The organism is Klebsiella sp. KE9456, assembly GCF_043832615.1.
Lineage (GTDB): Bacteria > Pseudomonadota > Gammaproteobacteria > Enterobacterales > Enterobacteriaceae > Klebsiella > Klebsiella indica.
Genome location: NZ_JBDYQK010000034.1, coordinates 1 through 20,674, shown reverse-complemented (window position 1 = coordinate 20,674; position 20,674 = coordinate 1). Strand labels below are relative to the sequence as shown.

Below are 20,674 nucleotides of genomic sequence, written 5' to 3'. Positions count from 1 at the left end.
CTACGGATTGGCATGGTCTGCGGTTTTGCCGTCCGGACAGAACCTTAATCCCGATCGATTGCAAACGGCTGCCAGGCCTGACGCACCGGCATCACTTCCACGCGGTTGATATTCATATGATCCGGTAGCGTGGCGATGTAAAACATCTGCTCAGCAATATCCCGTGCGCTCAGCGGGGTGGTACCGCGATAGAGATTATCCGATGCTGCCTGGTCGCCTTTGGTGCGCACCAGGGTAAATTCCGTTTCGGCAATTCCCGGCGCAAGGTCAGTGACCCGCACGCCGGTACCGAGCAGGTCGCAGCGCAGATTGTAGCTAAACTGCTTCACGAACGCCTTGCTGGCGCCGTAGACGTGGCTGCCCGGATAGGGCCATTGTCCGGCGATAGAGCCGATATTGATGATACTTGCGCCCGCACCGTGGTTGATCAGCGTCGGCAGCAGGGCGTGGGTCACGTTGACCAGACCGGTGACGTTGGTGTCGATCATCGTTTTCCAGTCTTCCAGCTCTACTTTTTGCGCTGGCAGCGGCGACAACGCCAGCCCGGCGTTATTAATCAGGGTGGTAATATCGGCGAATTCAGCGGGAAGCGCCGCTACGGCGGCGGCGACCGCGTTGCTGTCACGCACATCGAGTTCGATGATATGCACCGGCACCTGAGACGAGAGTTTATCCTGTAACGCTTTTAACCGCGCGAAACGGCGCCCGCTTAATACCAGCGACCAGCCGGCATCGGCGAAAACCTGCGCCGCCGCTTCACCAAATCCCGAAGTCGCCCCGGTAATAAATACTACTTTACTTGTTGCCATTTCATTCTCCTGTGCAGGTTGTCGTGACCACTATAAAAACGCCGCTCTGCGGGGCACAGGGCCAGTCGGGACGTGGAGATGTGACACCGTGTCACATCATTTTCCACGCACTGGCTCTATCGGTTTTGCTTTGACGCGGCCAATGATGAAGCCAACAACAACGACATGAGAGAGGGCAGGGTATGAAGCTGGCAATACAGAACGAGGTCGCGATAAGTAATGATGAAGTTCGGCAGCTGGATCGCGCCTATGTGTTTCATTCATGGTCGATGCAGGGCAATTTACATCCGCTGGTGATCGCCGGGGCCAAAGGCTGTGAGCTGTGGGATTACGAAGGCAACACTTATCTTGATTTCAGCAGCCAACTGGTGAACGTCAATATTGGCTATCAGCATCCTCGCGTGCTGGCGGCCATGAAGGCGCAGCTGGAAGAACTGGTCACCATCGCGCCAGCGACCGCCAACCTCGCCCGTGGCGAAGCGGCGAAGCGTATTGTCGAACTGGCGCCGGAAGGCTTTAGTAAAGTGTTTTTCACCAACGCCGGCGCGGATGCCAACGAGAACGCTATCCGCATGGCGCGGCTGTATACCGGCCGCGATAAAGTGCTCTCCGCCTATCGTTCCTATCACGGCAACACCGGTAGCGCGATTGCCGCCACCGGCGACTGGCGTCGCGTGCCGAACGAGTATTCCCGCGGTCATGTACACTTTTTCAACCCTTACCTCTATCGCAGCGAATTTAACGCCACGACGGAAGAGGAGGAGTGCCAGCGCGCGCTGGCGCATCTGCGGCGGATGATTGAATGCGAAGGTCCGAGCGCGATTGCCGCGATTTTGCTGGAGTCCATTCCGGGCACCGCCGGGATTCTGGTGCCGCCGGATGGTTATATGCAGGGCGTGCGGGCGCTGGCCGATGAGTTTGGCATTGTACTGATCCTCGATGAAGTGATGGCCGGTTTTGGCCGTACCGGTAGCTGGTTCGCATTTGAGCAGGATGGCGTGGTGCCGGATCTGGTCACTTTCGCGAAAGGGGTTAACGCCGGTTATGTTCCGGCTGGCGGGGTACTGATTAGTGAGCCGATCGCCCGTTACTTTGATGATCACTTTTTTGCCGGTGGCTTGACCTACTCCGGCCATCCGCTGGCGATGGCGGCGATTGTCGCCACCATTGATGCGATGAAAGACGAGAAAGTGGTGGAGAACGCGGCGACTATCGGTAATGAGGTGCTGCGTCCTGGGCTGGACGCGCTGGCGGAAAAACATGCGATTATCGGTAACGTGCGCGGTCGCGGGTTGTTCCAGGCGCTGGAACTGGTCAGCAGCCGACAGGATAAAACACCGCTGACCGTGGCGGATATGGCGGCGATTAAAGGCGCGTTAACTGAAGCCGGTCTGCTGGCGTTTGTGGTGGAAAACCGTATTCACGTGGTGCCGCCATGCACTATCAGCGCCGAACAGGTGGCGAAAGGACTGGCGATTTTTGACGCGGTATTTGCCCGTTTCGCGAACCTGGCGAAGTAGGGCGTCAGCGCGGGGTGTTTAGCCGGAGGCAATACTGCGCACCTGTTCAGGTTCCCCGATTCCCGGAAGAAGCGCACCCTCTCTCTGTGGAGAGGGTCAGATTGCTGACAAAGTGCGTTTTTCCGGAATTGCCCGGCGGCGCTTCGCTTGCGCGGGCCTACGAAAAACCCATAACATGATGATATTATTGGTTTTACATGCCAAATAAAGCGATAGCCGCCACCCGGCAGAAATGCGAGCACAATATCTAAATCAGGTTTGTCATCAGCCTCACCCTCTCTCTGTGGAGAGGGTGAGGGGAGCCGGTTAGCCCATCCGGTGTTCGCCATTTACCAGCGCGTTGCGATCAAAGAAGCGCTGAATTACGCCCTCTGCCATAAACGCCGCCCGGTCCGACATATGGGCAATCACATCGGCATCATGGCTGACCAGCAGATAGGTCATCCCATGCTCCTGTTTTAACCGATTGAGCAGATTAAGTATTTCCGCCTGAACCGACATATCCAGCGCCGAGGTCGGCTCATCCAGCAGCAGGATTTTTGGATGCAGCAGCAGGGCGCGAGCGATCGCCACCCGCTGGCGCTGGCCGCCGGAGAGCTGGTGCGGATAACGGCGCGCGGCGTCGGCGGGGAGTCCCACTTGTTCCAGCGCGGTGCTAACCCGCTGCGCAATCTCGTCGAGACCGTGAATTTTCAACGGCTCCGCCAGCGTACGCCACAGCGTGTGATTCGGGTGCAGCGAGGCGTAGGGATCCTGAAATACCATCTGCACGTTGCGCCGTAGTTCGCCCTGAAAACGCGCGCCGGGCGTAATGGCTTGACCAAACAGTTCGACGCTGCCGCGCCAGTCGCGCTGTAGCCCCGCTAACACTCGCAAAATGGTTGACTTTCCGCAGCCGGATGCGCCGATCAGGCTGAAGGTTTCTCCCGCATCAACGGCAAAACGGGCGGCAGACACCGCCGTTTTTTCAGCGAAAACGACCTGGAGATCGTTAAGATTAACGATTGCCATGCGCCACCTCCGTAAAGTCCAGGGTTCTGTCGAGCGTGGGGAGCATCCGGCCATAGGTTTGCGCGTCCGGGCGGCAGGTCCACAGGGTACGGGTATAGGGATGGGTTGCCGCAGGCAGATCCCGCGCCGCCATTTCATCGACCTTTGTCCCCTGATACATCACCAGCACCCGATGGCAGTGTTCCGCCACCAATGGCAGATCGTGGCTAATCAAAAGCATTGCCATTTGCCGTTGTTCGCATTGTTCCACCAGCAGTTCGAGGATCTGATTGCGCAGACGGGCATCAAGGGCTGATGTGGGTTCATCGGCAATCAGCACTTGCGGATTGTTGAGCAAGGCGATGGCGATCATCACCCGCTGACCCATGCCGCCGGAGAGTTCTCCCGGATAGCGGTTCAGTACCGGTAAATCGAGGCCGACAGCGGCCACGGCGGCTTTGACCGCATCCAGTCGCGCGCGACGGTTAAGGCGCTGATGTAGCGTTAGCGCTTCCTCCAGTTGGGCCTGAATGCTTTTTACCGGATTGAGCGCATAGCGCGGGTCCTGCAGCACCATGGCGATATCGTTGCCGCGCAGGTTGCGCCAGCCGCGATCGTTGAGGGTTAAGACGTTGCGCCCCAGCACGTTGAGCGTATCGGCGCTTACCACGCCGGGTTTGCGCACCAGCCCCATCAGCGCCCGGGCGGTCATGGACTTGCCGGAGCCGGATTCGCCGACCAGCGCCAGCCGCTCGTTGCCGAGAGTAAAACTTAAATCGTTCACCACCCGTGCGCCAGGATAGTCGATGGCGAGTCCCTGAACGTTCAGTCGGATATCAGTCATGTTGTGGCTCCAGTACGTCGCGCAGGCCATCGCCGAGCAGATTAAACGCCAGGCTGGCGATCAGAATGACGGCGCCAGGGGCGGCCGCGATCCACCACTGGTCGAAAATCACCTGCATGCCGTCGGCAATCATCGCGCCCCATTCCGCCATTGGCGGACGTGCGCCGAGGCCGAGAAAGCCAAGACCGGCGGCGGCCAGAATAATACCGGCTAAGTCCAGCGCCAGGCGGACGATAGCCGATGGCAGGCAGAGCGGCAGAATATGGCCGATCAGCAGTCGCCAGCCGCGAATGCCCATCATCTCCGCCGCCGCCAGATAATCACTGTGGCGCAGGCGCTGAATTTCGCTGCGTGCCTGGCGGGCGTAGGCGGGCCAGGTGGTGAGCGCCAGCGCCAGCGCGCCGTTGACCAGCCCAGGGCCGAGCATGGCGACAAAGGCGAAAGCCAGAATCAGCCTTGGCATCGACATGACAACATCGGTAAAACGCATCAATACCCGTTCGAGCCAGCCGCCGTAATAACCGGAGAGAATCCCCACCAGCAGACCCACGGGCAGAGTAATGACGGTGACCAGCGCCACCAGGCCCAGAGCGGGGCGGGCACCGAAAATCAGCCTTGAAAGCAGGTCGCGGCCATAGCTATCGGTGCCGAGCCAGTGCTGGGCGCCGGGCCCTTGCAGACGCGCGGCGGCATCCTGCCAGTTTGGGTCGAGCGGGGCCAGCCACGGGGCGAAGAGGGCGACCAGCAGGAGCAAGGTAATAATGATCAGGCCGCAAAAGGCGGCAGGCGAGCGGCGCAGACGGTGTAAAAACAGAGTAGTCGGCATCAGCGCACCCTCGGGTCGGTCAACCGCACCAGCAGGTCGGTGAGGTTATTAATCAACACAAAGCTCGCGCCGATCAGCAGCGTGCCGCCCATAATCGCCGTAGTATCCCCGGCAAACAGCGCGGTGGTCAGATAGCGGCCAATTCCCGGCCAGGAGAAGACGGTTTCGGTCAGCACCGCGCCTTCCAGCATCGAGGTATACGCCAGGGCGATCACCGTTAACAGGGTACCGCGTATATTCGGCAGCACATGGCGCAGCAGGATGGTCATCTCGCTGGCCCCTTTGGCGCGCGCCAGCAGGATATATTCTTTGTTCATTTCGCTCAGGCAGGCGGAGCGGGTTAAGCGAGTGATACTGGCCAGCGAGTAATAAGCCAGCAGTAGCACCGGTAGCAGCAGGTGTCCGGCGGCATTTTTGAATGCCGCTTTGTCGCCTGAGAGCCAGGTATCGATCAGCGCAAAGCCGGTGCGTGGCTCGACGGTATACTGATAAATATCGTCCAGTCGCCCCGGTCCTGGCGTCCACTGTAATTTGGCGTAAAACAGCGCCAGCATCAGCAGACCAAGCCAGAAAATTGGCACCGAATTGCCGAGCAGAGTAAAGGTCCGCATCGCCAGATCCCACGGCGAGCCGACGTAGCGGGCGCACAGGACGCCCGCGATGACGCCAAGCAGCGCGCCGATAATTAGCGCCAGGGTGGCCAGTTCCAGCGTGGCAGGGAAGGCGGTGAGCAGATCGTGGAGTACCGGTTGACCGGTGGAACTGGCGATGCCGAGATCGCCATGGGCGAGATTCACCAGATAGTGCCAGAACTGTAGCGGCAGCGGCTGGTCGAGGCCGAGCTGGTGCCGTACCTGGTCGTAGGTGGACTGGCTGGCGTGGTCGCCGACGATTTGCAACACCCGGTCAACCGGCGACAGCGCCGAGAGGGCGAAAGTGACCAGCAGGAGGCCGAGCAGGGTCAGCGCCAGCGTCAGCAGTCCCTGAAATAACGCGAGCAGAGAGCGTTTTGCGCGCCGTTCTGCTCTGGTAGGTAAAACAGCAGACATGGTTATTCCGTTGGTAAAAAAGCCGAATTTCCGTGGCCGGGATGTTCCCCCGGATGGCGGCGAACCGATGGCCGCTATCCGGGGTATTTCGGCCAGGACGAAAAGAGTACGTCGCTACTTGGTTACCCGATCATACCAGACCATATCGGCGTTAAGGCCTTGCTGATAGCCCTTCACGTTATCCCGGACCACAATCTGCGTTTTCCCCTGGTCAATAAACACATAAGGAGAGCTGCGCTGTAGCTCTTCCTGCATTTTTTTATACCGATCCAGGCGTTTAGCCGGATCGGGTTCGGCAACTGCCGCCAGGGTTTCTTTATTCAGCGCCGGGATCTGCCAGCCGTTCAGTCCGGCCACGGTGCTGGATTTACCGTCGTTGTAAGCAAAAGCGCTGGCGTTAGAGTGAGCGTCGAAATAGTCCGGTATCCACAGACGAATCGCCGCCTGATGCTGTCTGGCACGCACGCGGGCATACACCTGGCTACCAGCCGCCGGGAGCAGATCCACCTTCACGCCGCCCTGGGCAAAGCTGGCCTGCATCGACTGTGCGATGGTGATAAATGGCGGTTTGTTCTCGACGTCAAGGGTGAAATGCGCATCCTTGATCCCCGCTTTGGCGAGGATCGCTTTGGCTTTCGCCGGGTCGAATTTAAACGGGTTATTATCCAGCGCACCCGGCAGACCGACCGGCAGGAAGCTCTGGTGGATGAAATACTGGCCCTTCAGCAGATCTTTGGTAATGCCCTCGTAATCCACCAGCCAGCGTGCCGCTTGCCAGAAAGCCGGGTTTTTTAGCAGCGGGTTGGCGCTGTTGCCGGTGTTAAAGACCAGATAGTTCTGTTCGGCGGAGGGGATGCTGAGAACCTTGACGCCCGCTTTACCTTGCAGAGCGGCAATCTGATCGGCGCCGAGGTCACGCGCCACGTCGGCATCGCCCTGCTGGATCAGCAGGCGACGGGAAGCCGGATCGGGCACATTTTTAATAATGATGCTTTTTAGCTTCGGTGCGCCGGTCGGCGTGCTGTCATTGGCTTCCAGTACGATGGCCTGGTGCGGCTGATAGACCCGCATTTTATAAGCGCCGCTGCCCGCAGAGTGCATTTTCAGCCAGCCGTTGCCGAAGTCGTTGTTTTTAGCGTTCGGCGCGACCCGTTTCTCATCCACAATAGAGGCAATTGGCGTGGAGAGAATATTCAGCGCCACCGCCGGGCTGACGTCGGCGGTCCAGTGTACCTCCAGGGTGTGGTCATCCACTTTTTTTAACTGACTGGCGATATTATCCGGCTGCCAGCCGAGCACATTAAGAATAAATGCCGGAGACTTGTTAAGGGTCACCGCCCGGGTGTATGAGAAAATAACATCTTCCGGGCGCAGCGGGTTGCCGGAGGCAAACTTAGCGTCGGGCTTCAGCCTGAAGGTCAGCGTTTTCGCTGCCGGATCTGCCTGCCAGCTTTCGGCCAGAATTGGGGTGATTTTTTCCGGGTTATCGCGATCCGGCTGCACCAGGCGCTGATAGAGGCTCGGTACTGTCTGGATGCTGGAAAGCTCGTTGGCCTCCGCCGGATCGAGGCTGACAATATCATCGAGTCCCTGGGCGACCACAAGGGTATTCGGCGGCGTGGCGGCGTGGACGGCGGCTGATAACGCGGTCAGTACCAGCAGCGGCAGCAGTTTTTTAGTCATGAACGCTTCCTGAAAAGAGTGATTACGATTCTTGATGTTTCGCTACGTTAGGCCGCTTAATCAAAGGCGTAAAGTCAAAATACGGATAAATTTATGCATAAAAGGCATAAACAAGGCCAATACGTTATTAAGGAGAATTGCGCCGGTTGTCCTCCGGCGACTCTTGCTGCCTGAGATAACAAATTAAAACACGCGCGGGAGATAGACGTGTGCCGGAGATTAATGCATTTGATCAGCAGGTCAACGATGGCGTCTCTGGCTGGTGGTAGGAAATGGCTGATGGCGATGGCGGGCCAATGACAGGCCTGACCCGGGTTACCAAACCCGCAGAGGGATAATGCCCTCTCCCCATCCGGGAGAGGGGGGCAGCCTTTTAACGCCGTACCGGCGCGCCGTTCGCCACATAATACGCCGCCGTGCTTCTCGGCAGCGGCTGACGGCCGCGAATGGCATCGGCGATTTTTTCGCCAATCATAATGGTGGTGGCGTTCAGATTGCCGGTAATAATTTGCGGCATAATCGAAGCATCGACCACGCGCAGGCCTTCCAGACCATGTACCCGGCCTTCGCCGTCGACCACCGCCATTTCGTCGTAGCCCATTTTACAGGTGCCGCAGGGGTGGAAGGCGGTTTCGGCGTGATTACGTACGAACTCATCCAGTTCGGCATCGCTCTGGCATTCCAGACCGGGACTGATCTCCCGTCCGCGATAGTTATCCAGCGCTGGTTGATTGATGATTTCGCGGGTAATGCGAATCGCATCGCGGAACTCCTGCCAGTCCTGTTCGCAGGACATGTAGTTAAACAGGATGGCCGGATGCTCATGCGGATCGCGCGATTTCAGGCGTACGTGGCCGCGGCTCGGTGAGCGCATGGAGCCTACATGGCACTGGAAACCGTGCTCTTTCACCGCGTTGGAACCGTTGTAGTTAATCGCCACCGGCAGGAAGTGGTACTGAATATTTGGCCACGCAAACTCTTCGCGGCTGCGGATAAAACCGCCCGCTTCGAACTGGTTGCTGGCGCCGATGCCGGTGCCGCCGAACAGCCATTCGGCGCCGATTTTCGGCTGATTCCACCACTGTAACGCCGGGTAGAGCGACACCGGCTCTTTGCATTCATACTGCAGATACATCTCCAGATGATCCTGCAAATTCTCGCCAACGCCAGGCAGCGCGTGAACCAGCGGAATATCGAACTGGCGCAGCAGTTCCGGGTTGCCGACGCCGGAGCGTTGCAGGATCTGCGGCGATGCAATGGCCCCCGCGCAGAGCAGCACCTCTTTATTGGCGGTGGCTTTGGACGGTGCGGCGCTGTCGCCCTCCAGCCACTCCACGCCCACTGCGCGCTTGCCGTCGAAAATAATATGATCGGTCAACGCGTGGGTGCGGATGGTCAGATTGGGGCGCTTGCGGGCCTGGTCGAGGTAGCCGCGAGCGGTACTGGCGCGGCGGCCCTGCGGCGTCACGGTTCGATCCATCGGACCAAACCCCTCCTGCTGATAGCCGTTAAGGTCATCGGTGCGTGGATAACCGGCCTGCACGCCGGCTTCCACCATCGCGTGGAACAGCGGGTTATTGCCCTGCTTTGGCGTGGCGACGCTCACCGGGCCATCGCCGCCGTGGTAGTCGTTCGCACCGATATCGCGGGTTTCCGCTTTGCGGTAGTAGGGCAGGCAGTCAAGATAGCTCCACTGCTCCAGTCCAGGCGCGCTGGCCCAGTTGTCGAGATCCATGGCGTTGCCGCGGATATAGCACATGCCGTTAATCAACGAGGAGCCGCCAAGGCCTTTACCGCGCCCGCACTCCATGCGGCGGTTGTTCATATACGGCTCGGGTTCGGTCTCGTAGGCCCAGTTATAGCGTCGTCCCTGCAGCGGAAAGGCCAGCGCGGCAGGCATCTGGGTGCGGAAGTCGAAACGATAATCCGGCCCGCCCGCTTCCAGCAGCAGAACGCTGGTGTGGGGATCTTCTGTTAATCGTGTCGCCAGTACGTTGCCGGCGGAACCGGCACCGATAATGATGTAGTCAAATTGCAAAAATGGCCTCCTGGTTAAAATATGGATTGAAACTGACCCATCTCAACCTGGATGGATTTTACCTGGGTGTAGCTGTGGAGCGTCTGGACGCCGTTCTCGCGGCCTATGCCGGAGTGTTTGTAGCCGCCGACCGGCATTTCCGCCGGGGATTCGCCCCAGCTGTTGATCCAGCAGATCCCGGCTTCAAGCTGATGAATCAGACGGTGGGCGCGGTTTAAGTCCGGGGTGACGACACCGGCGGCAAGACCATATTCGGTGGCGTTGGCGCGGCGGATCACTTCTGCCTCATCGTCGTAGGTCAGAATTGACATCACCGGGCCGAAAATCTCTTCACGGACGATGGTCATCTGGTCATGGCAGTCGGTAAATACCGTCGGCGCGACCCACGCGCCGTGGTCAAATCCTTCGCCTTTCAGCACATCTCCGCCGCACAGCAGGCGCGCGCCTTCTTGTTTGCCGCTCTCGATATAGCGCAGCACGTTGTCGCGATGCGGGAAGCTTACCAGCGGGCCGAAGTTGGTGTTTTCATCAAACAGATCGCCGGGGCGAATACGCGCCACGCGGGCCTGGATTTTCTCTTCAAAGGCCGCTTTAAAGCGCGCCGGAATAAACACGCGGGTGCCGTTGGTGCAGACCTGACCTGAGCTGTAGAAATTAGCCATCATCGCGATGTCGGCGGCGAGGTCGAGGTCGGCATCTTCACAAACGATCAGCGGTGATTTGCCGCCCAGCTCCATAGTCACTTCCTTCAATGATGACGAGGCGGAGTTAGCCATTACTTTTTTGCCGCTGGCGACGCCGCCGGTGAAGGAGATTTTGGCGATATCCGGATGTTCGGTGAGATACTGACCGGTTTCGGCGCCGAGGCCCGGCAGAACATTAAACACGCCCTCCGGAAGTCCTGCTTCGCGGTAGATTTCTGCCAGCTTCAGGGCGCTGAGCGGGGTGACTTCGCTCGGCTTAAAGATCATCGCGTTACCGGCCGCCAGCGCCGGGGCTGATTTCCATAAGGCTATCTGGATCGGGTAGTTCCAGGCGCCGATCCCGGCGACCACGCCCAGCGGTTCGCGACGGGTGTAGACGAATGCGCTGTCGCGCAGCGGGATCTGGCTGCCTTCCAGCGCCGGAATAAGGCCCGCGTAATACTCCAGGACGTCAGCGCCGGTGGCGATATCCACGGCAGCGGTTTCGCTCAGCGGTTTCCCGGTATCGAGGGTTTCCAGACGCGCCAGTTCATCGTTACGATCGCGCAGGATATCGACCGCTTTACGCAGAATGCGCGAGCGTTCCATCGCGCTCATTGCTGCCCAGATTTTTTGCCCTTTTTGGGCGCTTTTTACCGCCCGATCGACATCTTCGCGCCCAGCGGCCTGGACGGTTGCCAGAACTTCCCCGCTGGCGGGGTTGATGGTCTCGAAGGTTTTACCGCTGGTGGCGGAGACATAACCACCATGGATATAAAGCTGCTGTTCGGCCATTCGGGACATGGGTCCTCCATTATTGAGAAGTCAGTGGCAAATATTGGCTGATGAAGTGTCCGGCGAGCGTTTCGGCGCGGGCTTTATCCAGCGGTTTACCGCTCAGCGCCGCGCGTAGCCACAGCCCGTCGATCAGTGCGGCAAGGCCATAACCCGCTTCTTGTGCCGCTTCGCGCGGCAAAACGCGCTGAAATTCATAAACGATGTTCGACAGCAGACGCCTGCTGCTGACCTGCTGCAGGCGATAGAGCATCGGTTGATGCATGCTGCTGGCCCAGAAGGCAAGCCAGGTTTTCATCGCCGCGCCGCTTATCTGGCTGTTGTCGAAATTGCCGGCCACGATGGCGCGCAGTCGTTCAGAGGGGGCGGCGTCGGGCAGGGCGCGCAGGCGGCTTAGTACCGCCTGACGTAGCTGACCGGTGATATCACGCATCGTTGCTTCCAGTAGCCCGTTCTTATCCTTGAAATAGTGGCTGATGATGCCGGTCGATACGCCAGCCCGCCGGGCAATCTGTGCGATGGTGGCATCATGCATACCCACTTCATTGATTGCGGCCAGGGTGGCGTCAATTAATTGCCGCTGCCGTATCGGTTGCATCCCCAGTTTGGGCATTTCTCAGACTCCATTCATCAGATTTGTTTATCTATTAAAGCGGTTTTTGATTGGACGTTCAATATAAAATGTGTCTTAATTGTTGCGGATTTTGATTTTAATAGTTGCAAAAATAGTAAGGAGAATGGATGACAGACCTTTCGCCGAGCAGAGAAAAGGACAAAATCAATCCGGTGGTTTTTTACACTTCCGCTGGACTGATTTTGTTGTTTTCCCTGATGACTCTCTTCTTCAGTGATTTTTCCGCGGCCTGGATTAGTCGTACCCTAAACTGGGTGTCGAAGACCTTTGGCTGGTACTACTTGCTGGCCGCGACGCTGTATATTGTGTTTGTCGTATGCATCGCCTGTTCGCGCTTCGGTTCGGTGAAACTTGGGCCGGAGCACTCAAAGCCGGAGTTTAGCGTATTAAGCTGGGCGGCGATGCTGTTCGCCGCCGGTATCGGTATCGATCTGATGTTTTTCTCCGTTGCCGAGCCGGTGACCCAGTATATGCAGCCGCCGGAAGGGGCGGGGCAGACCATGGAAGCGGCGCGCCAGGCGATGGTGTGGACGCTGTTTCACTACGGGTTAACCGGCTGGGCGATGTACGCCCTGATGGGGATGGCGCTGGGATACTTTAGCTATCGTTATAATTTGCCGCTCACCATTCGCTCCGCGCTCTATCCTATCTTCGGCAAAAAGATTAATGGCCCTGTCGGTCACAGCGTGGATATCGCCGCCGTCATCGGCACAATTTTTGGTATCGCCACCACTCTCGGGATTGGCGTGGTACAACTTAACTACGGCCTGAACGTGCTGTTTGATATTCCGGATTCGCTGGGAGCGAAAGCGGCGCTGATCGTGCTGTCGGTCATTATCGCGACCATTTCAGTGACCTCCGGGGTCGACAGAGGCATTCGTATTCTTTCCGAGCTTAACGTGGTGCTGGCGCTGGGGCTGATTCTGTTCATTCTGTTTATGGGCGATACCGAGTTTTTGCTCAATGCGCTGGTCCTTAACGTGGGCGACTATGTGAATCGTTTTATGGGCATGACCCTGAACAGCTTCGCTTTCGACCGCCCGGTGGAGTGGATGAACAACTGGACGTTGTTCTTCTGGGCGTGGTGGGTGGCGTGGTCGCCGTTTGTTGGCCTGTTCCTGGCGCGTATTTCCCGCGGGCGCACCATTCGCCAGTTTGTGATGGGCACGTTGATTATTCCGTTCACCTTTACCCTGCTGTGGCTGTCGGTGTTCGGCAACAGCGCACTGTATGAAATTATCCACGGCAATGCGGATTTTGCCGCAGAGGCAATCGCTCATCCGGAGCGTGGCTTCTATAACCTGCTGGCGCAGTATCCGGCGTTTACCTTTAGCGCATCGGTGGCGACTATTACCGGCCTGCTGTTTTATGTCACTTCCGCCGATTCCGGGGCGCTGGTGCTGGGCAATTTCACTTCCAGGCTGAAGGATATCAACAGCGATGCGCCAAACTGGCTGCGGATTTTCTGGTCGATGGCCATCGGCTTGCTGACTCTGGGCATGTTGATGACCAACGGGATTTCTGCCCTGCAGAACGCGACCGTGATTATGGGGCTGCCGTTTAGTTTCGTGATCTTCTTTGTGATGGCGGGTTTGTATAAGTCGCTGAAGGTGGAGGATTATCGCCGTGAGAGCGCTAACCGCGACACCGCTCCGCGTCCGCTGGGCGTGCAGGATCGTCTGAGCTGGAAGAAACGCCTGTCGCGCCTGATGAACTATCCCGGCACTCGCTATACCCGACAGATGATGGAGACGGTCTGTTTCCCGGCGATGGAAGAGGTGGCGCAGGAACTTAAGCTGCGCGGCGCTTACGTCGAGCTGAAAAGCCTGCCGCCGGAAGAGGGCGATAATCTCGGCCATCTCGATCTGCTGGTGCATATGGGCGATGAGCAGAACTTTGTTTATCAGATCTGGCCGCAACAGTATTCCATTCCGGGCTTCACCTACCGGGCGCGCAGCGGGAAGTCGACCTACTATCGTCTGGAGACTTTCCTGCTGGAGGGGAGCCAGGGTAATGATCTGATGGATTACAGCAAAGAGCAGGTGATCACCGATATTCTTGACCAGTACGAGCGCCATCTTAACTTTATCCACCTGCATCGCGAAGCGCCGGGCAACAGCGTGACCTTCCCTGGAATGTAGGTAGGCTAAATGTTTTCTGAAAGTACTACTGTACTGGCTAAATAAACAGTGGGATACGCAGGGAAGCGTATGATGGCGGTGGGTGCCTGAGGCTTTCTGCGTTCAGGCTTTAGGTGAGGATTCAGAAAGACGAAGCCCCAGGAGATGTTACCATCAACCTGAGGCCGACAATCCAAACCCATCACGCTGGATAGTAGCCTCTTCTTCGCATGGAGGCAACGAGATGCTGACAAAATACGCCCTGGTGGCGGTCATCGTGTTGTGTTTGACTGCGCTGGGGTTGACGTTAATGGTGCGCAACTCGCTGTGTGAGCTGAGTATCAAAGAACGTCGTATGGAGTTTAAGGCGGTTCTCGCTTACGAAACGAAGAAGTAGCCGGTATGCGGGGAGCGATCCCCGCTTATCCGCAGGCTGGGTAAGGAACCTTAAGGGACCTTTTTTATTCGCTAATTTTTTGCTGTCGAGCCATTTCAACCGCGGATTGCCATTCATGCCAGCGTTTTTGCAGTCTGTTGTGGCGAACCATATCGGGCTGGAAGCTGATATGTTCCGGGAGAAACTGCCGGAGCGCCGGTGTGGCAATGTTTAGCAGGGCTTTGCGCGCCAGCAGAGCCGCTCCCATGGCAGAGAGCTCCGCCACATCGCTGCGCATTACCGGACAGCCCAATAGATCCGCCTGATACTGCATAAGCCAGTCATTTTTTGTTGGCCCTCCATCTACCATTAATGCGCTCAGGGTAAAATCGGAATGCTGGCGCATCGCCATAGTCACATCTGCAATCTGATAAGCAATAGATTCCAGCGCAGCTCTGACAAGATGAGCGCGTTTAACGCCACGACTGAGCCCACGAATTACACCGCGTGCGTTTTCATCCCACCATGGCGCACCAAGCCCGGTTAACGCAGGAACAAAATAGACCCCCAGCGTCGAGTCAATTGAACGGGGGAGCAGGTTTAACTGCTGCGTCAGGTCGTCGGAAGATAGCTGATCCAGGCCTGTGCTCTCCACCATCCAGGCGACGGCATCCCCGGTATGCGGGATATTCCCTTCGAGCCCGTATACCAGACGATCGCCGTCGTGCCAGGCCACCGTAGTCGCCAGGGCATTAACGTCACATTGCGCAGAGTTGACGGGAGCCATCACTGAAGAACCGGTACCGTAGGTCGCTTTCACACAGCCCTCGGAACCAAGACCGTGGGCAAACAAAGCCGCATGGGAATCACCGATCATCGCCATCAGAGGAATACCATCCGGGATCCCAGGGCATCCGCATGTGTGGCCGAATAACCCGCTGGAGGGGCGAATGGTAGGAAGCGCACAGCCCGGGATTGAGAACAAGGCAAGCATACCGTTATCCCAGTCTGCGGTATGGAGATTGAAGAGTTGGGTTCGCGAGGCGTTAGAAAAATCACAGCTGAAGGCGTGCCCTCCGCTCAGATTCCATAACAGCCAACTATCGACCGTTCCCAGACAGATCTCCCCTTTTTCGGCTAATTCGAAACCGTTTGGGACAGATTCCAGTAACCAGCGCATTTTAGAGGCAGAGAACAGAGGCGCAATCGGGAGACCGGTTACTGCTTTGATTTGCGCCTCTGCACCCTGTTGGCGGAGCGACTGACAAAAGGCGGCGGTACGTGAACACTGCCAGGTAAGAGCCGCCGCGAGAGGGCGTCCGTTGCAGCGATACCAGCCAACAACGGTCTCGCGTTGGTTACTGATAGCCAGCGCCGCGACATTATCCGCCCCGACGGCGGCGATCGCCTGCGATATAACATCAATAGAGGCGTCAATCAACAATTCTGCAGGTTGTTCCACCCATCCTTCCTGGGGAGTACTGATCGTCAACCCTCGGGAGAACGATGCCAGTACTTTGCCATGCGCATCCAGTGCAACGGCTTTAGCATTGGTTGTACCCTCATCAAGGGCGATGATGATCTCTTTGCTGGCCATATTCGCCTCACTGATGCCAATAGGTATTAACCCCAAGGTAGCGGGTAAAGGCTTCATGCAGAATTTCCGCGCTCGCTGAATGATTCATTGCCACATGATGCTCAAAACCGTTGCGGCAAATCCACGACAGTAGTTTTTCAAGCTGTGGAACCTGGATTACCGCACGGCAGCCAACGGTATCCAGAGGATCGTCAACTGACTGACCTTCACCAACATAGGCTTTGATCTCGCCCGTCAGATCATCTGTACTCATACGGAAATAAGTCAGCGCGCCGCTCTTCATTCGGCCATGTACCGCACCGCAGGTGTTCTCTTTACCCACCGTGGTGCCAATAATATCGGCGGTACCCATGTGTGGCGATTCGAGGCTGGCGGCAGCAAAGTTACCGCAGTGGAACAGGACGCATTTGTCACGATCGTCGCCAAAATTATTGTTCCAGTCGGCAATAGAAGCAGGACTCAAATTGCTGCTGGCTAGCGCATACATCGACAGCGCCCCCATTACGTCAACCTCACAGGCGCTTGGCATCAGTTGCCCGGACATGACGCTCATTATTGAACAGACGTTAATACCTAAGTTTTCCTGCAGGGAAGTCCAGCACTGGATGGCGGTGGTGTCGATATCGTTGGTGACGACCCATTCACTGATAACGACGAAAAGTTTTGCCATCATAACCAGTTTATCGGCTGAGATTGTGCTGGCGTCAGCGTTATCCAGCAGCAGGCGGCGTTTCTCATCAACGCGAATATCGTCATCCCGCAAAAGTTTGATGCGGGTGAAGACTTCAGATAAATCCAGAGTTTCAACGGCGATACCCAGGCGTTCCAGCAATTTTTCGCTATAGCGAACGGTATTGAAACCCGCAGGACGCGCACCGATTGCACCGACACGTACTGTGCGCATGCTATTTACTACACGGCAAATTTGTTCAAAGCGTTTAAGGTCTTTTTCAAACACTTCACCGCTGAGGGCGCAAACATGCTGGCTTGTCAGAGTGAATGGGATACCGTACTGGCGTAGGTTATTACAGAGAGAAATTTTTCCACAGAAACTGTCACGGCGGGTTGCCAGCCCCATTTTGTCGAGATTATCCTCTTCCGCCTGAATCAGAACAGGAACATTGAGTCCGGAAAGGCGCAAGGATTCTGCCACTGCTTTTTCGTCGCCAAAATTGGGAAGCAGTACGACAACGCCATGGATCTCATCGCGATGGGCACGGAATAACGCCGCACAAATTTTGGCATCCTGGCGAGTCTCGACGCCGCCTAATTCTGTCTGGGTGTCATTAAGCATAATTGTATTAATGCCCAGTCGTTCAAAAAGAACAGTTGCGTGTTGGCGCGCCTCTGCAACCAGATAACTCGGGAAAAAGCCCCGGTTACCAATAATGACGCCCATAGTCAGTTTCTGCGGAATTCGGGACATTGTTCATTCTCCAGTAAGATATTCAGTCTTGTTATTTTTTGTCGGTCTGTGTGAGGTACAGATCTGTTGCATTCTTTACGATGCCGGCGGCATCAATTTCATGATATGCGCGTGTGGCTGTACGGTCGGCAGCAATTGCATACCCGCCATTCGGGATCCCGAGACGACGCAGAGGAATTGAGCAACCGGCTTCGGCGAGGACTTCCGCGACCAGACTGCCAATACCTCCGTTGATGTTATGCTCTTCTACACTCACCACGGCCTGATGCGGTTTAAGGATTTCCAGCAGCTGGACAGTATCGCAAGGTCGAATAGACGGGACATTGATAACCGTGGCATCGATTCCGTTTTCTGCCAACTGAGCTGCAGCAGCGACGATTTCATGAACGGTTGAGCCCATTGCCACCAGCGCGACATCACTGCCTTGCCGCAGGAGGTTAATTTTTCCGGGCACGAACTGATAGTTGCCATCATGTAATTCCGGCAGAGCTTTACCATCCAGACGGATATACACCGGACCGACATGTGCCAACGCATAATCAATAATTTGCCGACACTCAATTGGGCTGGATGGTGCATAAATTTCAATGTTGCCGAAACCACGCATAACAGAGATGTCATCAATACTGTGGTGCGTACTGGCTAATGGGCCGTAGCTGGCCCCGGCGTTGAGGCCAAATAATTTTACGTTGGTATTGTTGTAACAAATATCGACTTTAATCTGTTCGTTGGCGCGAGAGATTAAGAACGGCGCAGCATTACAGGTGACGGCGACTTTTCCGCCCAGCGCCAGGCCAGCGGCTGCGCCAACCAGCGTTTGTTCCGCGATGCCCACGTTAACAAGACGGCCCGGAAACCTTTTCATAAAGGGTGAAATTTTTGCTGTTGAAGTCGAATCAGCGACAACAGGCGTCAGGTCCACGCCGCGATCTACTGCATCAATAAAGGCATTCACCATTACGGTGGCGAGATGTTCGCTATTACTCATCTTTCAGTTCCTCCAGCGCCAGTTCAATTTCTTCGCCTTTAGGCACGCGATGGTGCCACTCCGGGCGTCCCTGTATAAAGGAAACCCCTGCGCCTTTGGTCGTATGCGCAATAATAACGTGCGGTTTACCGTGAGGATGAAGGCTTTCCAGCGTGCTCACGACATCGGCCATGTCATTACCTTTACATTCCGTTACTTCCATACCAAAAGCCCGCCATTTTTCGTCCAGCGGGTCGGTATTCATAATGTCTCTGGTTGCTCCTGCCAACTGAAGGTTATTTTTATCGTTAATAATAAAAAGATTATCCAGTTGATAGTGGGCTGCGACCAGTGCGGCTTCCCAGTTGCTGCCTTCGGCCAGTTCGCCATCGCCGGTTACGACGAATACCCGACGATGGCTGTTATTGCGTTTTGCCGCCAGCGCGATGCCGACAGCGACGGGTAAACCATGCCCCAGAGCACCGGTATTGAGTTCAATACCGGGCGTTTTGTGACGCACGGGGTGGCCAGGAAGGTGAGATTCAGCGTGCTGATAAGTGGCGAGCCACTCTGTCGGGATAAAACCTGCTTCAGCCAGTACGCAGTAGTAGCCTCCTGCCGCATGCCCTTTGGACTGGATATATATGTCCCGCTCTTCGCTATCTTTGAGTTCAGGAGAGCAGTTCAGAATACGGAAATATAAAGCGGTAAGTAGCTCAACCTGTGAAAGGTCTGCTCCGGTATGGCCGCCTGCCGGGCTTTCAGCATTTAACACAATGATACGGCGACGGATAGATCGTGCTTTCTTTTCTAACTCCTTAATGGAGAGCGAAAACGGATTCATAGGATACCTCTTGAATTTAAATTCTATAATGAATAAATATTCAATCAGGATGAAAAAGAGCATAGGATGTTTTGATTGAGCTAAACATCAGGCAAAACAAACGATTATTTATTGCTCTGAATATATATTCATAACCGATTTATTATTCATATGTGTAAGATATGCCCTGTTAAAGGGTTTGTCTACGACTTGTACAGGCTATTTTCTAAAAAAAGAGAAAATGATCACATTTGCGGGAAAGATGTTGAAGTTGAGCGAGCTTGTTATCTATTCAACTATGAATAAAAATAACAGACAGGAATTCAAGGGGAATGCTATGTCGAAACAGGATGAACAGCGTTTACTGGTGAAAATTGCCACGCTTTACTATAGCGAAAACAAAAAACAGTCTGAAATTGCTTCATTGCTGCATCTGTCACAATCGTTTGTTTCACGAGCGCTGACGCGTTGTCAGAAAGAAGGGCTGGTGAAGATCACCGTTGTACAACCAACCAACATCTTTGTTGAACTGGAAAAGGCTATTGAACAGCGCTTCGGTATCCGTCAGGCGATAGTGGTGGATGCAGGTGAAAATGCTGATAGCGGACAGATAAAGCGCGCCATTGGTAGCGCAGCTGCTCATTATGTCGAAACGCGTTTACGTGCGGAAGACCTGGTGGGTATCTCTTCATGGAGTGGGACAATACGTTGCATGGTTGATGAAATGCATCCGCAAAATATTCGTGCAGCGGGCGTGATTCAGCTTTTAGGCGGCGTTGGTCCAAACGGTAACGTGCAGGCAACGATTCTCACCCAGCAACTGGCTGCGCATCTCGGATGTCCGGTATGGTTACTCCCTTCACAGAGTATTGAACATTCTGTTGAAGAGCGTTCTCGTCTGGTGAATAGCCCGGACGTAGCAACAGTTGTGGAAAAATTTTCTGCAGTTGACGTCGCAATCGTTGGGATCGGTGTGCTTGAACCATCACAATTATTGAAAAACTCGGGCAACTATTATAACGAAGAAATGCTTCAGCTTTTGGCTTCTCGTGGGGCTGTAGGGGATATTTGTTTACATTATTACGATGCCTCGGGTAAGCCGGTGCTAAGCCATGATGAGGACCCGGTTATTGGTATGGAACTGGAGCAAATTCGCCGTTGTCAGCACGTGATTGCGTTAGCGGGAGGGGTGGAAAAAAGCAATGCCATTCGTGGAGCGTTGCAGGGTGAATATATTGATGTACTGATTACTGATTACCCTACTGCACGCGCTTTGCTCAAAGGGTGATATTGCTCATGGTGAAAAGTCGATATTAACTCATATTGGTCAGGGCGAGCGTTATGAAAAAAGTCCTGCATACCTTACGTGTATTAGCTCAGACCTGATCTGACAGTTACCGGTTATTTATACAGGTATCTGTCAGATTACATCTGGCTTAAATTTTTCTCAGCCCAGATGCGTTTTCCATCAAGTAACGTTTCTATTGGCGTCCG

The 20,674-nt window shown here is 55.6% G+C and carries 17 protein-coding genes; 4 read left to right on the top strand and 13 right to left on the bottom strand.

Annotated features, from left to right (window positions below; translation table 11 throughout):
• Positions 1-44: 44 nt before the first annotated feature.
• A complete protein-coding gene (locus ABK821_RS23340) occupies positions 45-809 on the bottom strand; it encodes an SDR family NAD(P)-dependent oxidoreductase (RefSeq protein WP_138359062.1) in 765 nt (254 codons plus the stop codon).
• A gap of 182 nt (positions 810-991) precedes the next feature.
• Here ABK821_RS23340 and ABK821_RS23335 point away from each other — a divergent pair, with 182 nt between their 5' ends.
• Positions 992-2,329, top strand: a complete 1,338-nt coding sequence (locus ABK821_RS23335) for an aspartate aminotransferase family protein (protein ID WP_395034177.1) — start codon at positions 992-994, stop codon at positions 2,327-2,329.
• Positions 2,330-2,635: 306 nt separating this feature from the next.
• Here ABK821_RS23335 and ABK821_RS23330 read toward each other — a convergent pair whose 3' ends face one another.
• From ABK821_RS23330 to betI, 8 genes are all read right to left on the bottom strand, one after another.
• Positions 2,636-3,340 carry an ABC transporter ATP-binding protein gene (locus ABK821_RS23330; protein WP_138359058.1) on the bottom strand — a complete coding sequence of 235 codons (705 nt, stop codon included), beginning with the start codon at positions 3,338-3,340 and terminating at the stop codon, positions 2,636-2,638.
• Positions 3,327-4,163 (bottom strand): ABC transporter ATP-binding protein, encoded by an 837-nt coding sequence (locus ABK821_RS23325; protein ID WP_395034176.1) that lies wholly within the window; start codon positions 4,161-4,163, stop codon positions 3,327-3,329. The genes ABK821_RS23330 and ABK821_RS23325 overlap by 14 nt, the downstream gene beginning before the upstream one ends.
• Positions 4,156-4,989: an ABC transporter permease gene (locus ABK821_RS23320; protein ID WP_138359054.1), complete on the bottom strand. Its 834-nt coding sequence runs from the start codon at positions 4,987-4,989 to the stop codon at positions 4,156-4,158. Before ABK821_RS23320 ends, ABK821_RS23325 begins: the two co-directional genes overlap by 8 nt.
• On the bottom strand, positions 4,989-6,038 hold the full coding sequence (locus ABK821_RS23315) for an ABC transporter permease (RefSeq protein ID WP_241675606.1): 1,050 nt from the start codon (positions 6,036-6,038) through the stop codon (positions 4,989-4,991). The genes ABK821_RS23320 and ABK821_RS23315 overlap by 1 nt, the downstream gene beginning before the upstream one ends.
• A 114-nt stretch (positions 6,039-6,152) precedes the next feature.
• A complete protein-coding gene (locus ABK821_RS23310) occupies positions 6,153-7,721 on the bottom strand; it encodes an ABC transporter substrate-binding protein (RefSeq protein ID WP_142501697.1) in 1,569 nt (522 codons plus the stop codon).
• A gap of 373 nt (positions 7,722-8,094) precedes the next feature.
• Positions 8,095-9,759 (bottom strand): choline dehydrogenase, encoded by a 1,665-nt coding sequence (betA, locus tag ABK821_RS23305; RefSeq protein ID WP_138359050.1) that lies wholly within the window; start codon positions 9,757-9,759, stop codon positions 8,095-8,097.
• A 14-nt stretch (positions 9,760-9,773) separates the two neighbouring features.
• A complete protein-coding gene (gene betB, locus ABK821_RS23300; RefSeq protein WP_138359048.1) occupies positions 9,774-11,246 on the bottom strand; it encodes a betaine-aldehyde dehydrogenase in 1,473 nt (490 codons plus the stop codon).
• A 10-nt stretch (positions 11,247-11,256) separates the two neighbouring features.
• Entirely contained in the window at positions 11,257-11,850 is a 594-nt protein-coding gene (gene betI, locus ABK821_RS23295; RefSeq protein ID WP_343178830.1) for a transcriptional regulator BetI, read from the bottom strand.
• 128 nt (positions 11,851-11,978) lie between these two features.
• Between betI and ABK821_RS23290 the strand changes: the two genes are divergently transcribed.
• Entirely contained in the window at positions 11,979-14,012 is a 2,034-nt protein-coding gene (locus tag ABK821_RS23290; RefSeq protein WP_142501695.1) for a choline transporter, read from the top strand.
• A gap of 223 nt (positions 14,013-14,235) precedes the next feature.
• Positions 14,236-14,388 carry a Hok/Gef family protein gene (locus tag ABK821_RS23285; RefSeq protein ID WP_142501694.1) on the top strand — a complete coding sequence of 51 codons (153 nt, stop codon included), beginning with the start codon at positions 14,236-14,238 and terminating at the stop codon, positions 14,386-14,388.
• Between the two features lie 64 nt (positions 14,389-14,452).
• Here the strand turns inward: ABK821_RS23285 and ABK821_RS23280 are convergent, their stop codons facing one another.
• The 4 genes from ABK821_RS23280 to ABK821_RS23265 are packed head-to-tail and all read right to left on the bottom strand — an operon-like array spanning position 14,453 to position 19,201.
• Positions 14,453-15,964, bottom strand: coding sequence for an FGGY family carbohydrate kinase (locus ABK821_RS23280; RefSeq protein WP_138359176.1), 1,512 nt, complete (start codon positions 15,962-15,964; stop codon positions 14,453-14,455).
• A gap of 7 nt (positions 15,965-15,971) precedes the next feature.
• Complete coding sequence (locus tag ABK821_RS23275; RefSeq protein WP_138359040.1) at positions 15,972-17,390, bottom strand: L-fucose/L-arabinose isomerase family protein; 1,419 nt, start codon at positions 17,388-17,390, stop codon at positions 15,972-15,974.
• A 31-nt stretch (positions 17,391-17,421) separates the two neighbouring features.
• Entirely contained in the window at positions 17,422-18,378 is a 957-nt protein-coding gene (locus ABK821_RS23270) for a transketolase C-terminal domain-containing protein (RefSeq protein ID WP_343178829.1), read from the bottom strand.
• Positions 18,371-19,201 (bottom strand): transketolase, encoded by an 831-nt coding sequence (locus ABK821_RS23265; RefSeq protein ID WP_138359036.1) that lies wholly within the window; start codon positions 19,199-19,201, stop codon positions 18,371-18,373. Before ABK821_RS23265 ends, ABK821_RS23270 begins: the two co-directional genes overlap by 8 nt.
• Before the next feature lie 316 nt (positions 19,202-19,517).
• Here ABK821_RS23265 and ABK821_RS23260 point away from each other — a divergent pair, with 316 nt between their 5' ends.
• Positions 19,518-20,468, top strand: a complete 951-nt coding sequence (locus ABK821_RS23260) for a sugar-binding transcriptional regulator (RefSeq protein WP_138359174.1) — start codon at positions 19,518-19,520, stop codon at positions 20,466-20,468.
• Positions 20,469-20,674: the final 206 nt, after the last annotated feature.